This window comes from Spirillospora sp. NPDC029432, assembly GCF_040703975.1.
Taxonomy (GTDB): Bacteria; Actinomycetota; Actinomycetes; order Streptosporangiales; family Streptosporangiaceae; genus Spirillospora.
The window spans coordinates 1-11,928 of the sequence record NZ_JBEZWH010000055.1; the positions used below are offsets into that span (position 1 = coordinate 1).

Sequence of the window (11,928 nt, forward strand, 5' to 3'; positions counted from 1 at the left end):
CCAGAGCGGTCAGCACGGTGGGAAGCAGCCAGCGGGGCGCACGATTCACGGATCCGAGCTTATTCGCCCGGACGGGACGCTCGAACCGGCCGCCGGCTCCAGGAGCGCGCGGGCGAGCGCGCCGAGCTGACGTCGCGGCTGGACGCGGCGGCCCGCGCCGACCGCGTCGTCCCGCTGATCCGCAACCTGACCGACCGCACGCACCGCGCGAAGGCCGCGCGGGACCGCGCGGGCCTCGCCCGGTCCCGGGTCGCGGTCCTCGCCGGGCCCGGCGCGGCCGAGGACGTCCTGGCCAAGGCCGAGCGCTCGCGGCGCGACGACATCGCCGCGCTGGACGCCAGGCGCGACACGGCCCGGCGGCTCGAGCAGATCACCGGCGAGCGGCGCGAGCTGGCCGCGGAGCGCGACCGGCTGGAGCCGCGGGAGGCCGCGCTCGCCGCGGCGCTGGACGAGCTGCCCGGCGTGGTGGAGGAGCGGCGGGCGGCCGTCGAGGACGCGCGCATCGCGGCGGCGGGCCGGCCGGGTGCCGAGGCCGCCGTCGAGGACGCCCGGCGCCGCCTCGGCGACGCGGAGCGCCGCGACCGGCTGGCCGCCGGGCTGGCCGAGGCCGAGGACGGGCGGCGGCAGGCGGTCGACGCGGCGCAGGAGGCCCGCGACCGGCTGCAGGAGCTGCGGCAGGCGCGGCTGGAGGGCATGGCCGCGACGCTCGCGGCCGACCTGGCGCCGGGGGAGCCGTGCCGGGTGTGCGGGTCGGCGGACCATCCCGCGCCCGCCACCGCGCTCGGTCTCGTCCCCGGCGAGGAGGACGAGGAGCGCGCCCAGGCGGCCTACGAGCAGGCGCAGGTCCGGCGCGACGACGCGTCCGCGCGGGTCGAGTCGCTGCGCGCCCAGCGCGACGCGGCGCTGGAGAGCGTCGGCGAGACGCCGGCCGCCGACCTGGCCGCCGACCTCGACGCGGCCGGGGAGGCGCTGGCCGCCGCCGAGGCCGCGGCGGCCGAGGCCGACCGCGTGGAGGCGCTGCTGCACCAGGCCGAGCGCGAGCTGGACCAGGCCCGCGACGGGCACGCCGAGATCGTGCGGCGGCTCACCGCCGCCCGCGCGCGCGACGAGGAGCTCGCCGGGCAGCAGGAGCGGATGCGGGCCGAGCTGGACGAGGCGCGCGGCGACGACCCGTCGCTGGAGGCCCGGGTCCGGCGGCTGGCCGCCGAGGCGGACGCGCTCGGCGAGGCCGTCCGGGCCATGCAGGACGCCGACCGCGCCGCCGAGGAGCTGGCCGCGGCCCGCGCCGAGGCCAGAGCGGCCGCCACCAACGAGGGCTTCCGCACCCCCGACGAGGTCACCGCCGCCGTGCTGGCCGACGAGGAGCAGGGGCGGCTGCGCGACCGGGTGCGCTGGTTCGACGACCAGGAGGCGACGGTCCGCGCCGAGCTCGGGGACCGGGAGCTGGCCGCCGCGGCGGCCGCGCCGGAGCCCGACCTGGCCGCGCTGGCCGCCGCCGTCGAGGACGCCGAGGCGGCGCACGCCGAGGCCGCCTCCGCCGCCGCGGCCGCGCGCCGCCGCTGCGAGCGGCTGGCCGAGCTGCGCAGCGCCCTGGGCGCCGCGGTCCGCGACTGGCGCCCGGCCGCCGAACGGCACCGGGTCGCCGCGCGGCTCGCGGGCCTGACCTCCGGCAAGTCCACGGACAACGCGCGCGGCATGTCGCTGTCGGCGTACGTGCTGGCGGCCCGGCTGGAGCAGGTCGTCGCGGCGGCCAACGAGCGGCTCGACCGCATGTCGGCGGGCCGCTACGAGCTGGAGCACACCACCGACAAGGCCGCCGGCGACCGGTCCAAGAGCGGCGGCGGGCTCGGCCTGCGCGTCGTGGACGGCTGGACGGGCGTGCGCCGCGAGCCGGTCACGCTGTCGGGCGGCGAGTCGTTCATCACCTCGCTCGCGCTGGCGCTGGGCCTGGCCGACGTGGTCACCGCCGAGGCCGGCGGCACCGAGATCGGCACGCTGTTCGTCGACGAGGGCTTCGGCACCCTGGACGAGGAGACCCTCGACGAGGTCATGGACGTCCTGGACGGGCTGCGCGACGGGGGCCGCGCGGTCGGCATCGTCAGCCATGTCGCCGAGCTGCGCACCCGGATCCCGGCGCAGCTGCGCATCACCAAGCGCCGCACCGGATCGACCGCCGCGATCGCCCTCTGACCTTCCCGGTCCCGGTCCCGGTCAGAGGGCGGCGGGTTCACGGCTTGCGGCCGACGCCTCCCAGGAGCCAGCCGGTGGCGGGCTCGTGCGGCCGGTCGGGCCGCCAGTCCGGCGCGTACACCAGGCCGGGCTCGGCCAGCTCCAGTCCCTCGAAGCAGCTCGCGACGAACGCGCGCGGCCGCAGCGTGATCACCACTCCGTACCGCTCGACGAGCTCGTCCCGGATCCGCGACTCCTCAGGGGTGAGGTTCTCGTCGGTGAGGTCGCTCAGCGCCAGCAGGCTGCCGGGCGCCATCGCGTCCCGGAACGCGCGGACGGTCGCGGCGGGGTCCTCCTCGTCCGTCAGGTGGCTGAGCACCGCGCACATCAGCACCCCGACCGGACGGTCGAAGTCGATCAGGTCGAGGATTTCGGGATGTTTCAGGATGCCGTGCGGATCGCGGGCGTCGGCGCGCACGGCGGTCGCCGCGCGCACCGAGTGCAGCAGCGCCTGGTAATGCACGACGGCGACCGGGTCGTTGTCGATGTAGACGACGGGGGCGTCCGGGGCGACGCCGTGCACGACCTGGTGCACGTTGCCGTTGCCGGGCAGGCCGCAGCCGACGTCGACGAACTGCCGGACGCCCTCGTCGAGGAGGTGCCGCAGCGCCCGGCGCATGAACTTGCGGTTCTCGCGGGGGAGCAGGCGGGCGGCGGGGAGCGATTCGAACGCTCGCAGGGCGACGTCCCGATCGGGGGTGTAGTTGTCCTTGCCGCCGATCGAGAAGTCGTAGATGCGGGAGCTGGCGGGGCCGTCGAGGCCGTGGAGGTCGTTGACCACGCGCAACATCCTGGCATCGGAGCGCGACGAAATCAGTACTCTGCGCACGGCGTTTCCGGGGAATTTAACCCGGTGCGCCCGCCCCGCTCCCGGCCGCGGTCAGCGCAGCCCGCGGAAGAACGCGCGGACGTCGCCGGCCAGCAGGTCCGGCCGCTCCATCGCCAGGAAGTGGCCGCCCTCGCCCGCCTCGTTCCAGTGCACGATGGCGTGGTCGCGCTCGGCCCAGCGGCGGACGGTGACGTCGTGCGCGGAGACAAGCACGCCGGTCGGGACGGTCCCGCGCGGCGGCTCCCACCCGCTCCCGCCCGCGCCCCAGCCCTCGCCGGACCCCGCGCCGGTCTCCTCGGCCGACTCATCGCCGGACTCCGCGCCCCAGCCGGCCGCGGAGATCTCCTCGTAGTAGATCTGCGCGGCGGACCCGGCGGTCCCGGTCAGCCAGTACACCGACACCTCGGTCAGGATCCGGTCGCGGTCGATGCTCTCCTCCGGCAGCCCCTCCTCGGGCATCGTCAGCTCCTTGAACTTCTCCACCATCCAGGCGAGCTGGCCCACGGGCGAGTCGTGCAGGCCGTACGCGACGGTCTGCGGACGCTTGGAGTTGCACTGGAGGTAGCCGTCGTTGAAGTCCTGCATCCGGTCCCAGCGGGCCTGCTCGACCTCGGACAGCCCCTCGGTCTCGCCCTCGGCGCCCATCGGGAACGTGATCAGCGCGTTCAGGTGGACGCCGGTGACGCGCCCGGGGTCCAGCTCGCCGATCTTGGGCCCGACCCAGGCGCCGGTGTCGTAGCCGTGGACGCCGTACCGGCCGTACCCGAGGCGGGACATCAGCCCCGCCATGACCCCGGCCATCCGCGCGGCGCCCATCCCGGGCCCGGCCAGCGGCGTGGAGAAGCCGAAGCCCGGCAGCGACGGGATCACCAGGTGGAACGCGTCGGCCGGGTCGCCGCCGTGCGCGCGGGGGTCCGACAGCGGGCCGATGACGTCGAGGAAGTCCACCACCCCGCCGGGCCAGCCGTGCAGCAGGATCAGCGGCGCGGCGCCGGGTTCGGGCGAGCGCACGTGCAGGAAGTGGACGTTCTGCCCGTCGATCTCGGTGGTGAACTGCGGGTGGGCGTTGAGCGCCGCCTCGTGCGCCCGCCAGTCGTAGCGGGTGCGCCAGTACTCGGCCAGCTCCTTCAGGTAGCCCACGGGGACGCCGCGGCTCCAGCCGACGCCGGGCAGCTCGTCCGGCCAGCGGGTGCCGGCCAGCCGGGCGCGCAGATCGTCCAGCCGGGACTGCGGGATCTCGATGCGGAACGGGCGGATGCCCTGTGCGGTTTCGATCATGGGCGGGACGTTAGGAAGCCCTTAGGACGATCCGGGTCCTAAGCCGCTGGCATTCTCTATCCCATGCTGGAGACCTCCGCCAGGCTGCTCAGACTGCTGTCGCTGCTGCAGACCCACCGCGAGCGGTCCGGCGCCGAACTCGCCGGACGGCTGGGCGTCACGACCCGTACCGTCCGCCGGGACGTGGAGCGCCTGCGCGGGCTGGGCTACCCGGTGCACGCCGTCCAGGGGACGGCGGGGTACCGGCTGGGCGCGGGCGCCGCGCTGCCGCCGCTGCTGCTCGACGACGACGAGGCGGTCGCCGTCGCGGTGGGGCTGCGGTCGGCGGCCGGCGGCGCGGTCACCGGGATCGAGGAGACCTCGCTGCGCGCGCTGGCCAAGCTGGAGAAGGTCCTGCCGTCCCGGCTGCGGCACCGGGTGAACACGTTCCAGGCGGCGACCGTGCGGGTCGGCGCGTCCGGGCCCGCCGTCGGCCCCGACACGCTGATGACGATCGCCGACGCCTGCCGCCGGCACGAGCGGCTGCGGTTCGACTACACGGACCTGCACGGCGCGGAGAGCGTCCGTTCCGTCGAGCCGCACAGCCTGGTCAGCTTCGGCCGGTACTGGTACCTCGTCGCCTGGGACCCGGCCCGGGACGGCTGGCGGACGTTCCGGGTGGACCGGCTGCGGCCGCGCACGCCGTCCGGGCCGCGGTTCACGCCCCGGCCGCCGCCGGACGGCGACATCGCCACGTACCTGACGTACCGGCTGTCGTCGCGGAGCTGGCCGGTCCGGGCGACCGTCGCCCTGCACGAGCCCGCCGAGGCGGTGGCCGGCCGCGTGTGGCCGGGCATGGGCGTCGTCGAGGCCGTCGACGACCGCGGCTGCCTGATGCACACCGGCGCCGACACCCCGTGGGCGCTGGTCTGGATGATCACGTCGGTGGACGCCGACTTCACCCTCGTCAGCGGCCCGCCGGAGCTCTACCAGGCCCTGCGCGACCAGGCGGCGCGCTGCCTGAACGCGGTGGACGGCCGGACCGGCCCGCCGGACCGGGGTCAGCGGTCGCCGGTCTGGTAGACGTCGGGGATGCCGTCGTGGTCGAGGTCGGCGGTCTCCTCCTCGTGGATGCGGCGGTACACCCGGTCGCGCGCCCGCAGCACCACCGCGGCCAGCGCGCTCGCGGTCAGCGAGCCGGCCAGTACGGCGATCTTGACATGGTCCTCGGCCGGGGTGCCGGTGCCGAACGCCAGCTCGCCGATCAGCAGCGAGACCGTGAACCCGATGCCGGCCAGCATCGACAGTCCCAGGACGTCCACCCAGGCCAGCCCGCCGTCCAGCCGGGCGCGGCCGAACCGGCCGACCAGCCAGGTGGCGGCCATGATGCCCAGCGGCTTGCCGAGCACCAGCCCGGCGATGATGCCCAGCGCGATCGGGTCGGACAGGGCCGTGCCCAGGCCGTCCAGGCCGCCGAACGTGACGCCCGCCGAGAGCAGCGCGAACAGCGGGACCGCGACCCCGGCCGACAGCGGGCGGAAGCGGTGCTCGAAGTGCTCGGCCAGCCCGGGGCCCGCCTCGGGGCCGCCCGCCTTCTGGCTGCGGACGACGGGGACCGCGAAGCCCAGCAGCACCCCGGCCACGGTGGCGTGCACGCCCGACTCGTGGACCAGGACCCAGGTCGCGGCCGCCAGCGGCAGCAGCAGCCACCAGGACCGCACCCGGCGCTGCACCAGCAGGGTGAACAGCGCCAGCGGGACCAGCGCGGCGAGCAGGGCCGTGACCTTGAGGGCCTCGGTGTAGAAGACCGCGATGATCGAGATGGCGATGAGGTCGTCGGCGACCGCGAGCGTCAGCAGGAAGGTGCGGAGCGCGGCGGGCAGGAAGCGGCCGATGACCGCCAGCACCGCCAGCGCGAACGCGATGTCGGTCGCGGACGGGATCGCCCAGCCCTTCGCGGCGCCGTCCGTGCCCGCGGTGACCAGCAGGTAGAGCAGCGCGGGGACGAGGACGCCGCCGAACGCGGCCGCGACCGGCACCGCCGCCCGCCGCGGGTCGCGCAGGTCCCCGGCCACGAACTCGCGCTTGAGCTCCAGCCCGGCCACGAAGAAGAAGATCGCCAGCAGGCCGTCCGCGGCCCAGGTCCCGAGGGTGAGGTCCAGGTGCCAGGCGGCGGGCCCGATGGAGAACGAGCGGAGCGCGTCGTACGAGCCGGACCAGGGGGAGTTGGCCCACACCAGCGCGATGACGGCGCCGGCCAGCAGCAGCGCGCCGCCGATGGTCTCCTGCCGCAGGATCGCCGCGATCCGGCTCGCCTCCGGCCAGGACCCCCGGCCGAAGAGCACCCTCCTGCGATTGGGCGTGCCAAGTCCCGAACCCACCGGGTCCCCCCAAAAGTCGACGTAAAGGACAAACAATCGCCGACCAGACTTCCCGGCACACCAGGGACCACCTTACGTGAAGTGCCGGCCGCCGTCCGACCCCGGGGCCCGCGCCGTCCCCGCCGCCGGGTGACCCCGGCCACTCCGGCCCCTTCCCCGATCACGGCGAGAAACCCACTTCATCTGCGGTGATATGCACCGGGATATCGCTGCGCCCGCGATATCGGTCTTGGACGCGCGGCCGGGACAGTGGTGTCCTGTGGGCAGTTCGGCACGACAGGGGGGACGGCATGCGCAGACCGCACGCCATCATCGTGGCCGTCGCGGCGTTCGCCGTGCTGGCCGCGGCGGGGATCGTCTGGTTCCTGCGCTCGGGGGACGGCCCGCGGGACACCGGTGAGGAATTCCTGGCGGCCTGGCAGCGCGGCGACACCGCCGCCATGCGCGCCCTGACCGCGGGCGCGCCCGCCGACTTCGAGCAGCGCGTCACCCGGCTGCGCGACGACCTCGGGGCCGTACGGCAGCGGTTCTCGGTCGGCTCGGTCGGCGATCCGAAGGACGGCCGCGCGGGCGGATCGTTCCGCGCCGAGTACACGCTGGCGGGGAACCGCACCTGGGCGTACGACGGGACGATGCCGTTCGTGGAGCGCGACGGCGAGTGGAAGGTGTCGTGGTCGCCGCGGCTGCTCCACCCGTCCCTCGCCGAGGGGCAGCGGCTGCGCGCCAGCCGGTCCTGGCCCGACCGCGCCGCCGTCCAGGCCGCCGACGGCACCGACCTGCGCGGCTCCTCGTCCGGCTCGGTGGCGCAGCTGGCCGGCCCGACCGGCGCCGCCTCCGCCGAGGCCGCGAAGAAGCTCGGCGCGCCGTACCGGCAGGGCGACCCGGTGGGCACCGACGGGCTGCAGAAGCAGTACGAGAAGCGGCTGGCGGGCACGCCCGCGATGGCCGTGCAGATCGTCGACGCCGAGGGCAACCCGGTGAAGACGCTCCAGCGGTTCGGGGGAGCCGAGGGGCAGCCGCTGAAGACGACCCTCGACCTCAAGGTCCAGGAGGCGGCCGGGGAGGCGCTCGGCGACGTGGACAAGCCCGCCTCGATGGTCGCGGTCCGGCCGTCCACCGGCGAGATCCTCGCGGTGGCCAACAAGCCCGGCGGCTACAACCGCGCGCTGATGGGCCGCTACCCGCCCGGCTCGACGTTCAAGGTCGTCACCGCCGCCGCGCTGGTGGCGGGCGGCCTCGGCGTGACGACCCCGGTCGGCTGCCCCGCCACCACGACCATCGGCGGGCGCACGTTCAAGAACTCCGGGAACGAGGCGTTCGGGACCGTGCCGTTCCGCGAGGCGTTCGCGCACTCGTGCAACACCACGATGGCCGACCAGACCGTGCAGCGCCTCGACCAGAAGCGGCTGGCGCAGGTGGCGGGCCAGTTCGGCTTCAACGCGCCGATCATCGCCGGGCTGCCGGCGGTGCGGGCCTCGTTCCCCGACACCAGGGACGACACGGCGCTGGCGTCGGCGTCGTTCGGCCAGGGGGAGGTGCTCACCAGCCCGCTGAACATGGCGAGCGTCGCCGCCGCGGCCGCCTCCGGCACCTGGCGCTCGCCGCGCCTGGTGGACGCCGCGCTCGCGTCCCAGGCCGTGGACGCCGGCGGCCGGAGGCCGGAGGCGCCCAAGCGGCTGGAGCCGGCCGTGCACAAGGCGCTGCGGAGCCTGATGCCGGCCGTCGTCAGCGAGGGCACCGCCGCCGGCGTCGACTTCCCGTCCGGCACGGCCGGGAAGACCGGCACGGCCGAGTTCGGCACCGCCGAGCCCGGCCAGGACCCGCCCACGCACGCCTGGTTCATCGGCTACCGCGGCGACCTGGCCTTCGCCGTGATCGTCGAGGACGGCGGCACCGGCGCCGGCGCGGCCGCCCCCGTCGCGGCCCGCTTCCTGCGCTCGCTCTGACCGGCGGGCGATTACGCCGATGGCAGCCCGGCCGGGGCCGGTGATCGTGAGGGGGACCCGACCGATCCGGCGAAGGGACCGCGGCGATGCTCATCTCCTCCACGCGGGCCCGGCTCCTCCTGGCCGCCGTCCTGGCCGCCGGGGTGGTGCACGGGCCCGCCACCGGCCACGCGCGGGCGGCGGAGCCCCCGTCCGTGGCGCCCCCGTCAGTGGAGCCCCCGTCCGTGGAGGGCCCGGTCCCCGGCGCCCCGCCCGGTGACCCGTCGTCGCCGCGCCCCGAGGACACCTACCCGTGGCTGGCGACGAACGCCGATCTCGCCGCCGCCGGATACGTGGAGCAGGAGTTCTACCTGTCCGGCACGGCCGACGCCTACGGCCCCACCGGCGAGCTCCTCGGCTCGGACGTCCCGTACGAGACCCGCGTCATCGTCCGCAGGCCCGCCAAGCAGGCGAGGTTCAACGGCACGGTGATCACCGAGTGGCAGAACGTGTCCGCCGGGTACGACCTGGACGCCCTCTGGAGCACCGACCAGATCACCCGCGCCGGGTACGCCTGGGTGGGCGTCTCCGCGCAGCGCGTCGGCGTCGAGGGGCTGCGCCGCTGGAGCCCGGCCCGCTACGGCGATCTCGACGTCACCGGGGGCGGCCGGTTCACCGCCGACGAGCTGTCGTACGGCATCTTCGCCGCGGCGGCCAAGGCGCTGCGGGCCCCGAAGGGCCTGCTCGGCGGCCTGAAGGCCCGTACCGTCCTGGCCGCGGGCGCCTCGCAGTCGGCGGGCCGGATGACCGTCTACTACGACTCCGTGCTCCCCAAGACGGAGAAGGTCTTCGACGGGTACGCGTTCGTCGTCGGCCCGGCGCCCGCCCGCCGCGGCCCCGAGCCGGTGTTCCACGTGCTCTCCGAGACCGACGTCCGCTCGCCGGTCCGGCAGCCCGACACCGGGACGTACCGCCGCTGGGAGGTGGCGGGTTCGGCCCACTCCGGGTGGCACGGCCAGCAGTACCGGGCGCCGATCCTGACCCGCGACCTGGGCGCCGCGCCCACCTATGAGTGCGCGCGGCCGCCGTTCAGCCGCGTCCCCCTCCACCATGTGATCGCCGCCGCGTACGACCATCTCGTGCGCTGGACCGAGCGCGGCACCGCGCCGCCGGCCGCCCCGCCGCTGGAGTTCGCCGCGGACGGCACGAAGGCCCGCGACGAGCACGGCCTCGCCCGCGGCGGGATCCGCCTCTCCCAGGTGGCGGTGCCCACGGCCCTCAACACCGGCGACAACTCGGGCGAGACGTTCTGCGTCCTGTTCGGCACCCACGTTCCGTTCGACAAGGCGAAGCTCGACGCGCTCTACCCCTCGCGCGGCGGGTACGTCGCGAGCGTGGCCCGCGCCGACGCCCGCAACCTGCGCGCCGGCTTCCTCCTGCCCGCCGACGCCCGCCAGAACGCCCGCGACGCCCTCCACTCCGGCCCCGGTACCGGCTGAGATCCCGTACGGGGGCGGGGCCGCGCCCTCCCCGCCCCCGCGCGGACCGGATCCGAAAACACGGTGTCCGGCATGATCGAGCCATCCGATTCCCCGCCACCGGATGGCCCGCATCCGCCCGTGGTACCTGGACGCCATGACAGACCTGATCTTCACCGGCGGCCCGATCGTCACCGTCGCCCCCGGCGACCCCGAGGCCGAGGCGCTCGCGGTCACCGGCGGTGTGATCACCGCCGTCGGCCGCACCGCCGACGTCATGCCCCTGCGCACCCGCTGGACCCGGGTGGCCGACCTGGCCGGGCGCGCGCTGCTGCCGGGGTTCGTGGAGCCGCACGGCCACCCCGTCTCCGTCGCGCTGTGCCTGGCGCCGCCCTCGGTGGACGTGCGGCCGTTCACCGTCCCCACCGCCGCCGAGGTCGTGGACCGGACCCGCGCCGCGCTGGACGCCGCCGCGCCCGGCGAGCCGCTCATGTTCTACGGCATCGACGTCCTGCTCCAGAACGGCCTCGAACGGCCCACGAAGGACCGGCTGGACGCGATCGCGCCGCGCAACCCGGTGGTGGTCCTCTCCAACAGCGGCCACTCCGCCTGGGGCAACAGCGCCATGCTCGCCCTCGCCGGGATCACCCGCGACACCCCCGCCCCGCCCGGCTCGGAGATCGTCCTCGGCCCGGACGGCGAGCCGACCGGCGAGGTCCGCGAGACGCCCGCCGTGGTGCGGATGACCAGCCCGGTCGCCGAGGCCGCCCGCTCCACCATCCTGGACCGCCTCCGCTGGTCGTACGCCCGGCACGCCGCCGCCGGCCTCACCACCGTCGCCGAGCTCGGCTTCAACCCCGCCTTCGACCCCGCCCTCGCCGCGCTGGCCGCCGAGCCCGGCTGCCCAATCCGCGTCCGGGCCTACGAGGTCGGCACCCCGGAGAACGCCGCCGACCCCGCGCACCTGGCTCCGCCCCGCCCGTCCGCCGACGCCGCGTACGCGCGGATCGGGATGAAGGTGTGGGCCGACGGCACGCCCTGGCACGGCGACATCGCCACCACCTTCCCCTACCTGGACACCGACGCCACCCGCCGCCTCGGCCTGGGGCCCTGCCACCAGGGCGGCATGAACCACCCGCCCGAGCGGCTGGCCGAGCTGGCCGCCGCGTACACCCGCCAGGGCTGGCAGCTGGCCTGCCACGTGCACGGCGACGTCTCCGCCGACGCCGTCCTCGACGCGTACGAGCGCGCCCGCCCGCTCGCCCCCGCCGGATGGCGCCCCCGCATGGAGCACTGCGGCGCGCTGCGCCCCGACCAGTTCGCGCGCGCCGCGTCCCTGGGCGTCACCGCCAGCCTCTTCATCCAGCACGTCTACTACTGGGGCGACGTCCTCATGGACGACCTCTTCGGCTCCGAGCACGGCGCCCGCTGGATGTCGGCCCGCTCGGCGCTGGACGCCGGGCTGCGCGTCTCCCTCCACAACGACGGCCAGTGCTCGCCCGCCGACCCGATCGGCAACATCGCCACCGCGGTGAACCGCCGCACCCGGATCACCGGCCGCGTGCTGGCCCCCGAGCAGCGCCTCACCGTCGACGAGGCCCTGCGCGCCCAGACGATCGACGCCGCCTGGCAGCTCCACCTCGACGACGCCGTCGGCAGCCTGGAGCCGGGCAAGCGCGCCGACCTCGTCGTGGTCTCGGGCAACCCCCGCGCCGTCCCGCCGGAGGCCCTCTACGACCTGCGCGTCGAGGCCACCTACTACTCCGGCCGCGCCACGTTCGCCGCCTGAACCCGGGGCGGTGAGGACTGTCGGTGGCATGGCGTTTAAT

The 11,928-nt window shown here is 75.8% G+C and carries 8 protein-coding genes; 5 read left to right on the plus strand and 3 right to left on the minus strand.

Features of this window, described 5'->3' with window-relative positions; all coding sequences use genetic code 11:
- Positions 1-2,190 (plus strand): SbcC/MukB-like Walker B domain-containing protein (locus tag AB0881_RS31395; RefSeq protein ID WP_366622736.1); only part of this gene is annotated, 2,190 nt, incomplete at its 5' end.
- A gap of 37 nt (positions 2,191-2,227) precedes the next feature.
- Here AB0881_RS31395 and AB0881_RS31400 read toward each other — a convergent pair.
- Positions 2,228-3,010, minus strand: a complete 783-nt coding sequence (locus tag AB0881_RS31400; protein WP_366622738.1) for an SAM-dependent methyltransferase — start codon at positions 3,008-3,010, stop codon at positions 2,228-2,230.
- Positions 3,011-3,109: 99 nt separating this feature from the next.
- On the minus strand, positions 3,110-4,336 hold the full coding sequence (locus AB0881_RS31405) for an epoxide hydrolase family protein (protein ID WP_366622740.1): 1,227 nt from the start codon (positions 4,334-4,336) through the stop codon (positions 3,110-3,112).
- Between the two features lie 63 nt (positions 4,337-4,399).
- Here AB0881_RS31405 and AB0881_RS31410 point away from each other — a divergent pair, with 63 nt between their 5' ends.
- Positions 4,400-5,398, plus strand: a complete 999-nt coding sequence (locus AB0881_RS31410; RefSeq protein WP_366622742.1) for a YafY family protein — start codon at positions 4,400-4,402, stop codon at positions 5,396-5,398.
- Here AB0881_RS31410 and nhaA read toward each other — a convergent pair.
- Complete coding sequence (nhaA, locus tag AB0881_RS31415) at positions 5,377-6,660, minus strand: Na+/H+ antiporter NhaA (RefSeq protein WP_366622744.1); 1,284 nt, start codon at positions 6,658-6,660, stop codon at positions 5,377-5,379. The two genes, AB0881_RS31410 and nhaA, sit on opposite strands and share 22 nt — an antisense overlap.
- A 326-nt stretch (positions 6,661-6,986) precedes the next feature.
- Between nhaA and AB0881_RS31420 the strand changes: the two genes are divergently transcribed.
- From AB0881_RS31420 to AB0881_RS31430, 3 genes are all read left to right on the plus strand, one after another.
- The gene (locus tag AB0881_RS31420; protein WP_366622746.1) at positions 6,987-8,642 is read left to right on the plus strand and encodes a penicillin-binding transpeptidase domain-containing protein; all 1,656 of its coding nucleotides are present in this window, start codon (positions 6,987-6,989) and stop codon (positions 8,640-8,642) included.
- 86 nt (positions 8,643-8,728) lie between these two features.
- A complete protein-coding gene (locus AB0881_RS31425) occupies positions 8,729-10,120 on the plus strand; it encodes an alpha/beta hydrolase domain-containing protein (RefSeq protein WP_366622748.1) in 1,392 nt (463 codons plus the stop codon).
- A gap of 136 nt (positions 10,121-10,256) precedes the next feature.
- Positions 10,257-11,888, plus strand: coding sequence for an amidohydrolase (locus AB0881_RS31430; RefSeq protein ID WP_366622750.1), 1,632 nt, complete (start codon positions 10,257-10,259; stop codon positions 11,886-11,888).
- Positions 11,889-11,928 lie beyond the last annotated feature (40 nt).

Coding starts and splice junctions, on each gene's coding strand:
- AB0881_RS31405 (WP_366622740.1), bottom strand. CDS start 4,336: ATGATCGAAACCGCACAGGGCATCCGCCCGTTCCGCATCGAGATCCCG.
- AB0881_RS31410 (WP_366622742.1), top strand. CDS start 4,400: ATGCTGGAGACCTCCGCCAGGCTGCTCAGACTGCTGTCGCTGCTGCAG.
- AB0881_RS31420 (WP_366622746.1), top strand. CDS start 6,987: ATGCGCAGACCGCACGCCATCATCGTGGCCGTCGCGGCGTTCGCCGTG.
- AB0881_RS31425 (WP_366622748.1), top strand. CDS start 8,729: ATGCTCATCTCCTCCACGCGGGCCCGGCTCCTCCTGGCCGCCGTCCTG.
- AB0881_RS31430 (WP_366622750.1), top strand. CDS start 10,257: ATGACAGACCTGATCTTCACCGGCGGCCCGATCGTCACCGTCGCCCCC.